The sequence below is a fragment of the Microbaculum marinisediminis genome (genome assembly GCF_025397915.1).
GTDB lineage: Bacteria > Pseudomonadota > Alphaproteobacteria > Rhizobiales > Tepidamorphaceae > Microbaculum > Microbaculum marinisediminis.
In genome coordinates, this window is the sequence record NZ_JALIDZ010000010.1 from 44,000 (window position 1) to 58,715 (window position 14,716).

Annotated in this window: 13 protein-coding genes; 10 read left to right on the forward strand and 3 right to left on the reverse strand. The window is 66.1% G+C overall.

The window, feature by feature from the left end; translation table 11 throughout:
* Positions 1 to 162 precede the first annotated feature (162 nt).
* The 3 genes from MUB46_RS19490 to MUB46_RS19500 all read left to right on the forward strand — a co-directional run bounded on the left by MUB46_RS19490 (position 163) and on the right by MUB46_RS19500 (position 4,881).
* On the forward strand, positions 163 to 1,191 hold the full coding sequence (locus MUB46_RS19490) for an efflux RND transporter periplasmic adaptor subunit (protein WP_261617634.1): 1,029 nt from the start codon (positions 163 to 165) through the stop codon (positions 1,189 to 1,191).
* Complete coding sequence (locus tag MUB46_RS19495) at positions 1,188 to 4,424, forward strand: efflux RND transporter permease subunit (RefSeq protein ID WP_261617635.1); 3,237 nt, start codon at positions 1,188 to 1,190, stop codon at positions 4,422 to 4,424. The genes MUB46_RS19490 and MUB46_RS19495 overlap by 4 nt, the downstream gene beginning before the upstream one ends.
* A gap of 100 nt (positions 4,425 to 4,524) precedes the next feature.
* A complete protein-coding gene (locus MUB46_RS19500; RefSeq protein ID WP_315902766.1) occupies positions 4,525 to 4,881 on the forward strand; it encodes a hypothetical protein in 357 nt (118 codons plus the stop codon).
* Here the strand turns inward: MUB46_RS19500 and MUB46_RS19505 are convergent.
* Both MUB46_RS19505 and MUB46_RS19510 read right to left on the reverse strand, forming a co-directional pair.
* The gene (locus MUB46_RS19505) at positions 4,878 to 5,849 is read right to left on the reverse strand and encodes a cation diffusion facilitator family transporter (protein ID WP_261617637.1); all 972 of its coding nucleotides are present in this window, start codon (positions 5,847 to 5,849) and stop codon (positions 4,878 to 4,880) included. The genes MUB46_RS19500 and MUB46_RS19505 overlap by 4 nt on opposite strands.
* A 39-nt stretch (positions 5,850 to 5,888) precedes the next feature.
* A complete protein-coding gene (locus tag MUB46_RS19510) occupies positions 5,889 to 6,515 on the reverse strand; it encodes a MarC family protein (RefSeq protein ID WP_261617638.1) in 627 nt (208 codons plus the stop codon).
* Positions 6,516 to 6,703: 188 nt separating this feature from the next.
* Between MUB46_RS19510 and MUB46_RS19515 the strand changes: the two genes are divergently transcribed.
* Together MUB46_RS19515 and gyrA are read left to right on the forward strand one after the other, a co-directional pair.
* Complete coding sequence (locus MUB46_RS19515) at positions 6,704 to 7,108, forward strand: GFA family protein (RefSeq protein WP_261617639.1); 405 nt, start codon at positions 6,704 to 6,706, stop codon at positions 7,106 to 7,108.
* 318 nt (positions 7,109 to 7,426) lie between these two features.
* Positions 7,427 to 10,162 carry a DNA gyrase subunit A gene (gene gyrA / locus MUB46_RS19520; RefSeq protein WP_425256291.1) on the forward strand — a complete coding sequence of 912 codons (2,736 nt, stop codon included), beginning with the start codon at positions 7,427 to 7,429 and terminating at the stop codon, positions 10,160 to 10,162.
* 120 nt (positions 10,163 to 10,282) lie between these two features.
* Here the strand turns inward: gyrA and MUB46_RS19525 are convergent, their stop codons facing one another.
* On the reverse strand, positions 10,283 to 10,543 hold the full coding sequence (locus MUB46_RS19525; protein ID WP_261617641.1) for a hypothetical protein: 261 nt from the start codon (positions 10,541 to 10,543) through the stop codon (positions 10,283 to 10,285).
* Positions 10,544 to 10,858: 315 nt separating this feature from the next.
* Here MUB46_RS19525 and coaD point away from each other — a divergent pair, with 315 nt between their 5' ends.
* The 5 genes from coaD to tgt are packed head-to-tail and all read left to right on the forward strand — an operon-like array spanning position 10,859 to position 14,691.
* Positions 10,859 to 11,362 (forward strand): pantetheine-phosphate adenylyltransferase, encoded by a 504-nt coding sequence (gene coaD, locus MUB46_RS19530; RefSeq protein ID WP_261617642.1) that lies wholly within the window; start codon positions 10,859 to 10,861, stop codon positions 11,360 to 11,362.
* 32 nt (positions 11,363 to 11,394) lie between these two features.
* Entirely contained in the window at positions 11,395 to 11,946 is a 552-nt protein-coding gene (locus MUB46_RS19535; RefSeq protein ID WP_425256292.1) for a peptidylprolyl isomerase, read from the forward strand.
* A 30-nt stretch (positions 11,947 to 11,976) separates the two neighbouring features.
* Positions 11,977 to 12,450, forward strand: a complete 474-nt coding sequence (locus tag MUB46_RS19540; protein WP_261617644.1) for a peptidylprolyl isomerase — start codon at positions 11,977 to 11,979, stop codon at positions 12,448 to 12,450.
* 22 nt (positions 12,451 to 12,472) lie between these two features.
* Positions 12,473 to 13,561, forward strand: coding sequence for a tRNA preQ1(34) S-adenosylmethionine ribosyltransferase-isomerase QueA (queA, locus tag MUB46_RS19545; protein WP_261617645.1), 1,089 nt, complete (start codon positions 12,473 to 12,475; stop codon positions 13,559 to 13,561).
* Positions 13,558 to 14,691, forward strand: coding sequence for a tRNA guanosine(34) transglycosylase Tgt (tgt, locus tag MUB46_RS19550; RefSeq protein ID WP_261617646.1), 1,134 nt, complete (start codon positions 13,558 to 13,560; stop codon positions 14,689 to 14,691). Before queA ends, tgt begins: the two co-directional genes overlap by 4 nt.
* The last annotated feature ends 25 nt before the right edge of the window (positions 14,692 to 14,716 follow it).

The window sequence follows — 14,716 nt, forward strand, 5'->3', positions numbered from 1 at the left end:
GCTTTCAGCCCGAATGCCGCCGGAGTCGTTCACTCCGGCGGCATTTTTGCGTTAATCTCTCCGCGTCTGCCCCTTGAGGGGCGCGCCGCCGATCACCACTTTTCATATTCCAATTTCTGAATATATAGGTATATCTGCGACGCGGACCGGGGAGAAATGGTCATGACGTTAGGCTGCAAGCCCATCACAGTTTCGAGTTTCCTTCTGGCGTCGGCCCTGGCGGGCGCCCTGGCCATGCCGTCGTCGCTGCTGCGCGCCGCCGAAAGCGAGTATGTCGTCGAGCCGCAAACGGTCGAAGATTTCAAGGCCGTCTTCGCGACGGTTCAGAGCGCAGACGTCGTGCCCGCCCGTGCCCGGATCGGCGGGACCGTCACCGAATTGACGGTGGGCGAGGGCGACGCGGTGACCGCCGGCCAGAAGATCGCGACCATCGTCGACGACAAGCTGGCGCTCCGTATCCAGGGGCTTGAGGCCAGCATTCGCGGCCTGCAGGCGGCGCTCTCCAACGCCGAGACCGAGCTCAAGCGCGGCACGGAACTGAAGGAGCGCGGAATCGTCGCCCAGGCGCGGCTCGACCAGCTGCAGACCGCCGCCGACGTCGCCCGCAACCAGCTCCAGACCGCGCAGGCCGAAAAGCTGATCGCAGAGCAGCAGATCGCCGAAGGCGCGGTCGAGGCGCCCGGCGCCGGCCGGGTCCTGGCCGTCCCCGTGACCATCGGTACCGTCGTTCTCCCCGGCGAGGCCATCGCCGAAATCGCGTCGGACCGCTATATCCTCCGTCTCAAGGTTCCGGAGCGCCACGCCCGCCATATCGAGCTCGGCGACGAGATCCTGATCGGCAAGCGCGGGATGGGCGAGGCCGGCGGTGCCGTGGGGAAGGGCAAAATCGTCACCGTCTATCCGCGCCTGGAAGCTGGCAGCGTCGTCGCCGATGCCGAAGTCTCGGGGCTCGGCGGCTATTTCGTCGGCGAGCGCGCCCTGGTGCGGATCGCGGCGGGCGAACGCGACACCTACGTCATCCCACAGAGCTTTGTCTTCAAGCGATACGGCCTCGACTACGTCCGGGTCTCCGCGCCCGACGGGACGCCGCTCGACGTGGTGGTACAGCTCGGGCAGACAGTCGCCGACGGCGAGCCGATGGTCGAGGTGCTCGGCGGCCTTAAGGCCGGCGACCGTCTGGTGCGCCCATGAAGCCCGGCATCTCCGGCTCGCTGACGCGGGCCTTCATTTCTTCGCCGCTGACGCCGCTGCTGCTGATCTCCGCGCTGGCGCTCGGCCTGGTTGCGCTGGTCTCGCTGCCGCGCGAGGAAGAACCGCAGATCAGCGTTCCGCTGGTCGACATTCACGTCTCCGCCGACGGTCTGCAGGCCGATGATGCCGTCAAGCTCGTCACCGAGCCGCTCGAGACCATCGTCAAGGGCATCAACGGCGTCGAGCACGTCTATTCCCAGACCCAGGACGACCGCGTCACTGTCACCGCCCGTTTCTTCGTCGGCACCGATCCCGATGACGCCATCCTGCGCGTGCACGAAAAGGTGCGCGCCAATATGGACCGCATCCCCATCGGCATTCCCGAGCCGCTGATCGTCGGTCGCGGCATCGACGACGTGGCCATCGTGGTCGTCACCCTGGCACCCAAGCCGGACGCGGCCGATCGCTGGACCGACAACGGCCTGTACTACATCGCCCGCGACCTGCTGGTCGAACTCGCCAAGGTCGAGGATGTCGGCCTGACCTATATCGTCGGCGGCCGCGACGACCAGATCCGCATCGAGCCGGATCCGGAGCGGATGGCGCTCTACGGCATCACCCTGGAGCAGCTCATCGGCAAGGTGACCGAGGCAAACCGGTCGTTCCTCGCCGGCACCGTGCGCGACACCGACCGCAGCCTGCCGGTCGTTGCCGGCCAGACGCTTCAGGGCGTGCCGGATATCGGGCTCCTGGAGATGACCGCGCGCGACGGGCGCAAGGTCTATGTCGGCGATGTCGCCAATGTGGTGGTCGATGCCGCCCCCGAGGAACATCGCGTCTGGCACATGAGCCGCGGCGAGGACGGCGCGATGACGCCGGTTCCGGCCGTCTCCATCGCCATCTCCAAACGCGCCGGCGCCAATGCCGTGGTGATCGGCGAGCGGCTGGTCGAGCGCCTGGAGCTGATGCGCGACCGGCTGGTGCCGGAGGACCTCGACGTCCTGATCACCCGCGACTACGGCGAGACCGCCAACGAGAAGGCGAACGAGCTCCTGTTCCACCTGGGATTGGCGACCGTCTCCATCGTCGTGCTGGTCGCCTTCGCCATCGGCTGGCGCGAGGGTGTCGTCGTCCTGATCGTCATTCCGACGACGATCCTGCTGACGCTCTTCGCCTCCTATTTCATGGGCTACACGATCAACCGCGTCAGCCTGTTCGCGCTGATCTTCTCGATCGGCATTCTCGTCGACGACGCCATCGTCGTGATCGAGAACATAGCTCGGCACTGGGCGATGAAGGACGGGCGAAGCCGGCGCGAGGCGGCGATCGATGCCGTCGCGGAGGTCGGCAACCCGACCATCGTCGCGACCCTGACGGTCGTCGCGGCCCTCCTGCCGATGCTGTTCGTGTCGGGCCTGATGGGGCCGTACATGAGCCCGATCCCGGCGAATGCGTCCGCGGCGATGATCTTCTCCTTCTTCGTCGCCGTCATCGTCACGCCCTGGCTGATGATGAAGATCGGCAAGGAGCATGGCGGCCACGGCGAGGGCGGGCATGTCGCCGAGCACGAAGCCGCTCACGGCGGCGTTCTCGGTCGGGCCTATGTCGCGGTCGCCAGGCCGCTTTTGAAGACGCGGTTCCGCGTCTGGACCTTCCTGCTCGTCGTCGGCGTCGCCACGATGGGCGCGATGTACCTGTTCTTCGACAAGACCGTCACCGTGAAGCTGCTGCCCTTCGACAACAAGTCGGAGCTGCAGGTGGTCGTGGACCTGCCCGAAGGCGCGACGCTCGAGGACACCGACCGCGTGCTCACCAGGGCCACGGAAAAGCTGGCGGACCTGCCGGAGCTCGCCTCGATCCAGTCCTATGTGGGCACGTCGGCACCGTTCAACTTCAACGGCCTGGTGCGTCACTACTATCTGCGCAGCCTGCCGGAGAACGGCGACCTGCAGGTCAACCTGACGCCCAAGAGCGAGCGCGACCGCACCAGCCATGACATCGCCCTGGACGTTCGCCAGCGTCTTGCCGATCTGGAGGTGCCCGAGGGAACCGTGATCAAGGTCGTCGAGGTTCCGCCGGGTCCGCCGGTGTTGGCGACGCTGCTTGCCGAGATCTACGGTCCGGACGAAGAGACCCGGCGGGCGGTCGCCACCGAGATGCGCAAGATCTTCGAGGACGTGCCCTACATCGTCGACGTCGACGACAGCTTCGGCACGCCGGCGACGCGGCTGCACATCCGCATCGACCAGAACAACCTCGAATATCACGGCGTCTCCCAGAGCGACGTCTATAACGCCATTCGCTCCTATCTGACCGGCGTGCCGGTCGGCTACTCGCACCGTGGCGGCGGTCGCCATCCCATCGAGATCGCGGTGCGGCTGCCGAAGGAGGATCTGGCCGTCTCCCAGCGCACGCTGTCGACGCCGGTTCCCGCCAACGCCCTGCCGGGCAACCGCGGCGTCGTCGAGCTGGGCGATGTGGTGACGCTCAGCGAGGAAACCGCGTCCTATCCGGTCTTCCGCCGCAACGGGCGCCCAGCCGAAATGATTCAGGCCGAGCTGGCGGGCGAGTACGAGGCGCCGATCTACGGCATGATCGCCGTCTCCGACGCGATCGAGGCCCACGACTGGGGCGACGTGCCCAAGCCGCAGATGCTGTTGCACGGACAGCCCGGCGACGAGAGCGTCGCCTCGCTGCTGTGGGACGGGGAGTGGGAAGTGACCTACGTCACCTTCCGCGACATGGGCGCCGCCTTCGCGGTCGCGATCCTCGGCATCTACTTCCTGGTCGTCGCCCAGTTCGGCTCGTTCCTGCTGCCGCTCGTCATCCTGACGCCGATCCCGCTCACGCTGATCGGCATCGTAATTGGTCACTGGCTGTTCGACGCGTCGTTCACGGCAACCTCGATGATCGGTTTCATCGCGCTGGCCGGCATCATCGTGCGCAACTCGATCCTGCTGGTCGACTTCATCCGCCACGAGCGCAGTGCGGACAAGCCGCTCAGACGCACGCTGCTCGACGCGGGCGCGATCCGCTTCAAGCCGATCCTTCTGACGGCGCTCGCCGCCATGATCGGCGCGGCGGTGATCCTGTTCGATCCGATCTTCCAGGGTCTCGCGATCTCGCTGCTGTTCGGCCTGCTGTCGTCGACGCTGCTGACGGTGCTGGTGATCCCGGCGATCTACATCGCGCTGCGCGACGACAAGCGGCCACTGGAGCCGTCGGCCCGCTGAGTCTGCCGGCGCTAAACCTGCCGGACCGCTGACGCAGTTGTGACTGGCCGTCGGCGGTCCGATCCGCTCCACTGAGGCGATGCGGATCTACGCACCTTTTTTGGCGATACTCGTCGCCGCCAGCGTGGCCGTGCCGCCGGCGTCGGCCGGCGAGGCGGATGTGGAGTCCGTCAAGGCGACGCGCCAGGAGGGCGGTGCCTGGCGTTTCGACGTCGCCGTGCGCCACGCCGACGCCGGCTGGGACCACTATGCCGATCGCTGGGACGTGGTCGCGCCGGACGGCACCGTTCTGGGCACGCGGACACTCCTGCATCCGCACGACGAAGAGCAGCCGTTCACGCGCTCGCTTACCGGCGTTTCGATCCCCGATGGCATCACCGTGGTCACGGTCCGCGCGCACGATTCCGTTCACGGCTATGGCGGCGCCGAAGTGACGGTCGACCTGACCGCCGACTAGGCCTCATTCCCCTTGCTCTCGCGGATGTGATCCTGTTCGGCGGCGACGCTTGCCGCGTGGCCGGCCGCGGACTGGATCTCGGCAAAGACCCGGCGCACATCGGAAAACTGCGTCTTGATGTCGACCTCGAGCTTCGAGATCGTTTGCTCCACCTCGCCCGCAGGCATGGAATCGGCGAAATCGAGGCTGATCGCCACCAGCACGTCGTTCGGGCCCAGGTGCATGGTCCTGAGTTCGTTGATGCGGCGTACGCCGTTCGCCGACATGGCGATCTTGCGGACGCCGGTGATGAGTTCCCGGCTCGCCGCCTCGCCGATGATCAGCCCCTTCGTCTCGTAGGCGAGCATGGCGGCCGTGCCCGCCAGGATCAGTCCGATCCCGACGGAGGCATAGCCGTCGAATTCCGGGATCCCGGTGTACTGCGCCGCCGAGATGCCGATCAGCGCGACGACCAGGCCGAGCATCGCCGCGGAATCCTCGAACAGCACGGTGAACACGGTCGGGTCCTTGGAGCGGCGGACCGCATCGATCAGGTTGCGTCGGCCGCGCGTCTTCTCGAATTCGCGATAGGCGACCCACCAGGCGCCGGCCTCGAACACGATTGCGAGGCCGAGCACCACGTAGTTGACCATCGGATTGGTGATTTCGTGCGGGTCCAGGATCTTCTGGTAGCCCTCGTAGAGCGACACGCCGGCGCCCACGCCGAAGATCATGATCGCCACCACGAAGGCCCAGAAATAGACCTCCATGCCGTAGCCGAACGGGTGATTGTCGTCCGCGGGCCGCTTCGACCGCCGGATGCCGATCAGCAGGAGACACTGGTTGCCGGTATCGACAAGCGAGTGGATCGCCTCCGACAGCATCGCCGAAGAGCCGGTGTATGTGGCGGCGGCGAATTTGGTGATCGCGATGAGCGAGTTCCCCGCCAGCGCGGCATAGATGACTCGGTTTGTTCCGTGTGTCGCCATTTATCTCACAAACACAATAAACTACGATATTTTGTTAATTCAGGCTATGAGCGCCAGGACGCCATCGGCCACGAATTGAACGGCCAACGCGGCGAGGATGACACCGAGCAGCCGTGTCACCACCGTCCGCACCGTCTTGCCCATCAGGTGCCCGATTGGCACCGCGACGAGCAGGATCGCCAGCGTCACCGCAAGGACGGAGACGATGACGGCGATTACCCAGGCGAGCTCGATCCATCCTCCGCCGGGCTCGCCCGCCAGAAGGATCACGGCGGTGATCGCGCCGGGGCCGGCCATCAGCGGAATGGCGAGCGGCACCGCCGCGATGTCGTCAGGGTGCTCTTCAGCGACCGAGCGTTCCGCCGACGTCTCCTTGCGCCGGGTGCGTTGCTCGAACACCATTTCGAAGCTGATCCAGAACAGCAGGATCCCGCCGGCGACCCGGAATGCGGGCAGGGAAATCCCCATCGCCTGCAGAAGCCACAGGCCGCCGACGGCGAAGGCCACCAGCACCACAACGGCGATCAGGACGGACCGGGCCGCGATCTTGCGCCGCTCGGCCGCGCTGCGCTCTGCCGTGAGGGCGAGGAACAGCGGGGCGATGCCGATCGGATCGATGATCACGAACAGCGTGACGAAGGCGGAGATGAGCGCTTCCGGCGTCACGGCACCATCTCGTTTGTTGGGCTCGTCTGTTGGAGCAAGACAGCGTGACCGGCGCGGCGGCCCGATTCAAGCCCGCCGACCGAACCCCGGCCCGTCATCCACCGCGCATTCGGCCTTCGGCCTTGCGAAACCGGGGCGGGTTCGCATCTTGCGGGTCGGACACAATCGCAATCGAAGGACATCCGACAATGGCGCTGACAGGCGAGTGTTTCTGCGGGGCAGTCAAATACCGTATCGAGAGCCAGCCCTATGCGGCGCGGTCGTGCCACTGCTCGCGCTGCCGCAAGGCCTTCAGCGCCCAGGCGTCATCCTATGCGCAGGTGGTGCCAGGGAGTTTTTCCTGGACCCGGGGAGAAGAGCTGCTGACCACCTTCCTCGACGAAAACGGGGCGGGAAAGCGGTTCTGTAGCGTCTGCGGCTCGACCCTGTGCGGCGTCGTCGACGGGGAGGTCCACGGCATCACTCTGGGCTGCCTCAACGAGGATCCCGGAATCGAGATCGAAATGCACATCTTCGTCGGCTCGAAGGCGCCGTGGGAGGTGATCCCGGACGGCGTTGTCGCCTACGAGACGATCCCGCCCGACTGGACCTGATCTCCGGCTTTCGTGGCGGCAGGTCATGGCCTCGAAGAACGCGTGACGAACGCCACGTCGGCAGGATATAACCGGTCCGCGGCGAAGGAAGTCGTGCGTCGCCGCGACGCCGCCCGATAATTGCCTGATTTATCGAGCAATTTCCGTACTCGACCCTATCCATCCGGATTTGCCCCCGAAGCCCGGAATCGGATAAAATAAAAACCGTCAAAAACCCGCCGAACGAGACAGCCTTTGTCCGATAACGATACCCCGCCGACGGGCGATACCGGCCCGGCCGACCCGTCCGATATCAAACCGGTCTCGATCACCGACGAGATGCGGCGCAGCTATCTCGATTACGCCATGAGCGTGATCGTCTCCCGCGCGCTGCCCGATGTGCGCGACGGCCTGAAGCCCGTGCACCGCCGGATCCTGTTCTCGATGCACGAGAACGGCTACGACTGGAACAAGGCCTACCGCAAGTCGGCCCGCGTCGTCGGCGATGTGATCGGTAAGTACCATCCGCACGGCGACCAATCGATCTACGACGCGCTCGTGCGCATGGCGCAGGACTTCTCGCTGCGCCTGCCGCTGCTCGACGGACAGGGCAATTTCGGCTCTATCGACGGCGATCCGGCCGCCGCCATGCGATACACCGAGGTGCGGCTGGCCAAGCCCGCGCACGCGATCCTCGAGGATATCGACAAGGACACCGTCGATTTCCAGGACAACTACGACAACTCCGAGCGCGAGCCGGTCGTCCTGCCGTCGCGGTTCCCGAACCTTCTGGTCAATGGCGCCGGCGGTATCGCCGTCGGCATGGCGACCAACATCCCGCCGCACAACCTTGGCGAGGTGGTGGATGCCGCGATCGCCTTCATGGACGATCCCGCCATCGAGATCGAACGGCTGATGGAGATCATCCCCGGACCGGATTTCCCGACCGGCGGCATCATCCTCGGCCGCGCCGGCATCCGTTCGGCCTTTTCGACCGGGCGCGGCTCGATCATCATGCGCGGCAAGGTCCATACCGAGACCATCCGCAAGGAGCGCGAGGCGCTGGTCGTCACCGAGGTGCCGTATCAGGTCAACAAGGCGGTGATGATCGAGAAGATCGCCGAACTTGTGCGCGACAAGCGCGTCGAGGGCATCTCCGACATCCGCGACGAGTCCGACCGCGAGGGGCTGCGCGTCGTCATCGAGCTGAAGCGCGACGCGATGGCCGATGTCGTCCTCAATCAGCTCTACCGCTACTCGTCGCTTCAGACGAGCTTCGGCGCCAACATCGTCGCGCTGAACGGCGGCAAGCCGGAACAGCTCACGCTGATCGACATGCTGCGCGCCTTCATCGCCTTCCGCGAGGAGGTCGTCGGCCGGCGCACCAAGTTCCTGCTCGGCAAGGCGCGCGATCGGGCCCACATCCTGGTCGGTCTGGCGATCGCGGTTGCCAATATCGACGAGGTCATCCACCTGATCCGGACCGCGCCGGACCCGGCAACGGCGCGCGAGTCGCTGATGGCCCGCGCCTGGCCGGCCAAGGATATGGGGCCGCTGATCGCGCTGATCGCCGATCCGCGCCACGGCCTTTCGGAGGATGGCACCTATCGCCTGTCCGAGGAACAGGCCCGCGCGATCCTCGATCTGCGACTGCAGCGGCTGACGGCGCTGGGTCGCGACGAGATCGCCGATGAGCTGACCAAGCTCGGCGCGGCGATCGCGGACTATCTCGATATCCTTCGCTCGCGCGCACGCATCCAGTCGATCATCCGCGACGAACTGATCGCCGTGAAGGAGGAGTTCGGCACGCCGCGGCGCACCGAAATCACGGATTTCGTCAGCGATTTCGATGACGAGGACCTCATTCAGCGCGAGGACATGGTCGTCACGGTCAGTCACGGCGGCTACATCAAGCGCGTGCCGCTCTCGACCTACCGGGCCCAGCGCCGCGGCGGCAAGGGCCGCTCGGGCATGTCGACGAAGGAGGAGGATTTCGTCACGCGCCTGTTCGTCGCCTCGACGCACACGCCGGTCCTGTTCTTCTCCTCGCGCGGCATGGTCTACAAGATGAAGGTGTGGCGCCTGCCGCTGTCGGCGCCCCAGGCGCGTGGCAAGGCGATGGTCAACCTGCTGCCTCTCATCGAAGGAGAATGGATCACCTCGATCATGCCGCTGCCCGAGGACGAGGACACCTGGGGCGAACTCGACGTCATGTTCGCGACCAATCGCGGCACCACGCGGCGCAACAAGCTGTCGGATTTCGTTCAGGTCAATCGCAACGGCAAGATCGCCATGAAGCTGGACGAGGGCGATGCCATCGTCGGCGTCGACACCTGTTCGGAGAACGACGACGTTCTGTTGACCACGGCGACCGGCCAGTGCATCCGCTTCCGCACGACCGACGTGCGCGTCTTCAAGGGACGCGACTCCACCGGCGTGCGCGGCATCAATCTGGCCGAAGGCAACAGCGTCATCTCGATGTCGATCCTGCGCAACTTCGATGCGACGCCGGCCGAGCGCGGCGAGTATCTGAAGCGCAGCCGCCTGGTGCGCGGCGAGGTCGATCAGCCCGAGCCGTCCGATGAGTCCGAAGAGGTCGAGGCGGGAACCGAGCTCAGCCAGGAGCGCTACGCCGAGATGAGCGCCGCCGAGCAGTTCGTGCTCACCCTCTCGGAGAACGGCTACGGCAAACGCACCTCGTCCTACGAGTACCGGGTCACCGGGCGCGGCGGCAAAGGCATCGTCGCGATGGTCGTCAACGACCGCAACGGGCCGCTGGTTGCCTCGTTCCCCGTCGAGGACCAGGACCAGATCATGCTGGTGACCGATGGTGGCCAACTGATCCGGTGTCCCGTCGACGGAATCCGCATCGCCGGCCGCAACACCCAGGGCGTCATCGTCTTCAAGACCGCCAAGGACGAACACGTCGTCTCGGTCCAGCGCGTCAGCGAGGAAGAAGACGACGCCGAGGGCATAGAGGACGAGGGTGCGGAAGGCGAGGGCACAGAAGGCAACGGCGCGGAAGGCAACGGCGAAGAAGGCCGCGGCGAAGAAGGGCCGGACCCAGAGGCCTGAGCGTTCTAGGGCCTGAGCGTTCTAAGGCCTGAGCGGGCTACGGTCCCGCTCGCTTCCCCAAGGAATCGGAAGGGGCGCGCCGTATCGCGCGCGCCTCGCTTTTGCCCGGCCGGCCTGGCCTCACAGGCCGACCGAAATGCGGCGCAGTTCCGCGCGTCTGGCCTCGAACGCGCCGTCGTCGAACTCGATCGTCCGCACCTTGCGGTCGGCCGTGGCCTGGTCGGGATGCAGCAGGCAATCCTTGGTGACATGCGGCCAGACGGCGTCCGGGCAGTCGGGCGCGGCGATGCCGCCGTTTTCCGCGATCGAGCTGCGCAGCACGGGCGAGTCCTGGGCTGGCTTGTTGGCTTCGGCTTCACCCGGTTCCCAGGCGATCGCCAAGGCGACGACCGCCGCGGTAAACGACAATACGGAGAATGGTAGATACGGAGTATATGACTTCCAGTTCGACATTAGACGCCCCTGTAACACGAGATTTTCTCGTTTTGTTGGAGCGGATCGTACGGTTTATGTCTGAATGAACCCCCAAGCGACCGTTCAGCGTGTGTTCATCGTAAAAATATAGTTGAAACTACATCATTGCCCGGAGTTTCGGGCTTTTCGCCGCGTAACGTGTTGGGAGAAGCCCGAAAAACGCGCGTCCAAGGTTAACGCACACCGCTTGTGCCGCCGCCGTCGTCGGGGTATCCACGCGCCATGACCCGAACCGGCATCTATACTGGCAGCTTCGATCCGATCACCAACGGCCATGTCGACGTCATCGCGCGCGCGGCGCGGCTGGTCGATCGCCTGGTCGTCGCCGTCGGCGTTCATCACGGCAAGACGCCCGTCTTCACCGTCGAGCAACGTCTCGCGATGATCGAGGCGGAAGTGGGCGACCGCGTCCGCGCCGCCGATTGCGATTTCGTCGTCACTACCTTTTCCGGTCTTGCGGTCGATGCCGCGCGCGATGCGGGCGCGTCCGTCATCGTTCGCGGGCTGCGTGACGGCACCGATTTCGACTATGAGATCCAGATGGGCACCATGAACGCGATCATGACCCCGGACGTCGAGACGGTGTTTCTGGCCGCCTCTCCGGCCTGTCGCCACATTGCCGCCAGCCTTGTCCGTCAGATCGCGACCATGGGTGGCGACGTTTCGCCCTTCGTCCCGGCTGCCGTCGCCATCGCCCTGAAAGATCGTCTCGCCGGGCGCGCGTGATCCGGCCGTTTCGTTTCTCTCAAGCAGGAGATCTGCCCGTGCGTATTCTTTTCGCCGCACTTTTCGCCCTGGTGCTCGCCGTCGCCCCCCAGGCGAAGGCCCAGGCCACCGATCCCGAGAACACCCTCATCCTGGAACTGAAGGATGGTCCGGTCGTCATCAAGCTTCGGCCCGACCTCGCCCCCAAGCACGTCGAGCGCATCAAGAAGCTCGTCCGCGAAGGCTTCTACGACGGCGTCGTCTTCCATCGCGTCATCGACGGCTTCATGGCCCAGACCGGTGATCCGACCGGTACCGGAACCGGCGGCTCCAACGAGCCCGACCTGAAGGCCGAGTTCTCGAACGAAAGCTTCGCCCGCGGCACGCTGGGCATGGCCCGCACGCCCGACCCGGACAGCGCCAACAGCCAGTTCTTCATCATGTTCGCGCCGGCCGCGCACCTGAACGGCCAGTACACCGTGTTCGGCGAAGTCGTCGAAGGCATGGACAATGTCGACAAGGTCAAGAAGGGCGACGACGCGAGCAACGGCCAGGTTCAGGACCCCGACAAGATCATTAAGGCCAGAATCGCAGCCGACGGCTGATCAATCCCTCAAGAAAAGGACTACGACGACATGAGCGAATACGCCGATCCGGAAAACACGCTGGTCATGGAGACGAGCAAGGGCCGCGTCGTCATCGAGACGCGCCCCGATCTCGCGCCCGGCCACGTCGCCCGCATCAAGGAACTGGTCCGCGAGGGCTTCTACGACGGCATCGTCTTCCATCGTGTCATCGACGGCTTCATGGCCCAGACCGGCTGCCCGCAGGGCATCGGCGTCGGTGGCTCGGGCACCAAGCTGAAGGCCGAGTTCAACGCCGAGCCGCACAAGCGCGGCACCGTCTCGATGGCGCGCGCCGCCGATCCCAATTCCGGCGACAGCCAGTTCTTCATCTGCTTCGAGGACGCGCCCTTCCTCGACCGCCAGTACACGGTCTGGGGCAAGGTCATCGAGGGCATGGAGAACGTCGACCAGATCAAGCGCGGCGAGCCCGTGCAGGATCCCGACAAGATCGTCTCGATGAAGGTCGCGGCCGACCTCGGCTAGCCGGGCCCGACCGGCGGGCACCATGCGCGTCGACCTCTTCGACTTCGAGCTGCCGCAGGACCGGATCGCGCTGCGTCCGGTCGAACCGCGCGACGCGGCGCGGCTGCTCGTCGTCCGCCCCGGCGAAACCCCGGACCTCGCCGACAGGACCGTCGGCGACCTGCCGGGCCTGTTGCGGCCGGGAGACGTCCTCGTCTTCAACGACACCAAGGTGATCGCGGCCCGCCTCAAGGGCCGGCGCATCGGTCGCGGCGAACCCGAGCCGAAGATCGAGGCGACGCTGCACATGCGTCTCGACGGCAGCCGCTGGAAGGCGTTCGTCAAGCCGGCCAAGCGGCTGCAGCCGGGCGACACCATCCGCTTCGGCGGCGAGGGCAGGGTGTGCCTGCTCGGTATGCTTGACGCGATCGTCGAGGACAAGGGCGAGGGCGGCGAGGTCACGCTCGCCTTCTCCTTCCATGGCCCGGTCCTGGACGAGGCGATTTCCCAGGTCGGAGAGATGCCGCTTCCCCCCTATATCGCCGCGCGCCGGCCGACCGACGACCGCGACCAGTCCGACTACCAGACGATGTTCGCGCGCGAGGAGGGTGCCGTCGCCGCCCCGACCGCCGGCCTGCATTTCACGCCGGCCCTGATGGCGGCGCTTCAGGACCGCGGCGTCGGCACGGTCCTCGTCACCTTGCATGTCGGCGCCGGCACCTTTCTGCCCGTGAAGGCGGACGTGACCGAGGAGCACCGGATGCACTCGGAGCTGGGCCACATCACGTCGGAGACCGCCGACCGGCTGAACCGCGCAAGGGCCGAAGGCGGCCGCATCGTCGCCGTCGGCACCACGTCTCTGCGCCTGCTCGAAAGCGCGGCCCGCGACGATGGCACGATCGCGCCCTTCGCCGATGCGACCGATATCTTCATCACGCCCGGCTACCGCTTCAAGGCGGTCGATATCCTGCTGACGAACTTCCATCTGCCGCGTTCGACCCTGTTCATGCTGGTCTCCGCCTTTTCGGGCCTGGAAACCATGCGGCGCGCCTACGCCCACGCGATCGAATCCGGCTATCGCTTCTATTCCTATGGCGATGCCTGTCTTCTGTATCCGGGGGAAACCGCTTGAGCCTTGCCTATGCCTTCGATGTGAAAGCCCGCGACGGCAAGGCCCGTCTCGGCGAGATCACCTTCGCCCGCGGCGCGGTGCGGACGCCGGCCTTCATGCCGGTCGGCACGGCGGGAACGGTCAAGGCGATGTTTCCGGAAACCGTGCGCCAGACCGGCGCCGACATCGTGCTCGGTAACACCTACCACCTGATGCTGCGTCCGGGCGCCGAACGGGTGGCCGAGCTCGGCGGCCTGCATCGCTTCATGAACTGGCCGCGCCCGATCCTCACCGACTCCGGCGGCTTTCAGGTCATGTCGCTGTCGAGCCTGCGCGAACTGACCGAGGACGGCGTCACTTTCCGCTCGCATCTCGACGGCTCCGAGCATCACCTGACGCCGGAGCGCTCGGTGGAGATCCAGCGGCTTCTCGGCGCCGATATCACCATGCAGCTCGACGAATGCGTGGCGCTGCCCTGTCCCGACGAGGAAGCCGAGCGCGCCATGCTGCTGTCGCGGCGCTGGGCGGAACGCTCCAAGGCCGCCTTCGGTTCCGATCCCGCCCGCGCCCTGTTCGGCATCGTCCAGGGCGGCACCGTCGAGGCGTTGCGCGTCCGCTCGGCCGAAGGCCTGCAGGATATCGGCTTCGACGGCTATGCGGTCGGCGGCCTGGCCGTCGGCGAGCCGCAGGACGTGATGCTGGCGACGCTCGACGTCACCGTTCCGGTGCTGCCCGAGGACAGGCCGCGCTATCTGATGGGCGTCGGCACGCCGGAGGACATGCTGCTGTCGGTGATGCGCGGCATCGACATGTTCGACTGCGTAATGCCGACGCGGGCCGGCCGCCACGGCCAGGCCTACACGCGCTTCGGCAGGATCAACCTGCGCAACGCCCGCCACGCCGCCGATCCGAGGCCGCTCGACGCGGAAAGCGATTGCCCGGCCGCGCGCGACTATTCGCGTGCCTACCTGCATCACCTGGTGAAGGCCGGCGAGATCCTCGGCGCCATGCTGCTCACCTGGATCAACGTCCACTACTACCAGTCGCTGATGGCCGGCATCCGTCAGGCGATCGGGGAGGGGCGTCTGCCCGACTTCGCGGCGCAGACACAGGCCGAATGGGCCAGGGGGGATATTCCGCCAAGGCCGTGACGCAGCCAGTGCCGCGTTGGCACGC

Excerpts from the sequence above, each read along its gene's own strand:
- MUB46_RS19490 (WP_261617634.1), top strand. The coding sequence starts at position 163 with ATGACGTTAGGCTGCAAGCCCATCACAGTTTCGAGTTTCCTTCTGGCG.
- MUB46_RS19495 (WP_261617635.1), top strand. The coding sequence starts at position 1,188 with ATGAAGCCCGGCATCTCCGGCTCGCTGACGCGGGCCTTCATTTCTTCG.
- MUB46_RS19505 (WP_261617637.1), bottom strand. The coding sequence starts at position 5,849 with ATGGCGACACACGGAACAAACCGAGTCATCTATGCCGCGCTGGCGGGG.
- MUB46_RS19515 (WP_261617639.1), top strand. The coding sequence starts at position 6,704 with ATGGCGCTGACAGGCGAGTGTTTCTGCGGGGCAGTCAAATACCGTATC.
- gyrA (WP_425256291.1), top strand. The coding sequence starts at position 7,427 with ATGCGGCGCAGCTATCTCGATTACGCCATGAGCGTGATCGTCTCCCGC.
- coaD (WP_261617642.1), top strand. The coding sequence starts at position 10,859 with ATGACCCGAACCGGCATCTATACTGGCAGCTTCGATCCGATCACCAAC.
- MUB46_RS19540 (WP_261617644.1), top strand. The coding sequence starts at position 11,977 with ATGAGCGAATACGCCGATCCGGAAAACACGCTGGTCATGGAGACGAGC.
- queA (WP_261617645.1), top strand. The coding sequence starts at position 12,473 with ATGCGCGTCGACCTCTTCGACTTCGAGCTGCCGCAGGACCGGATCGCG.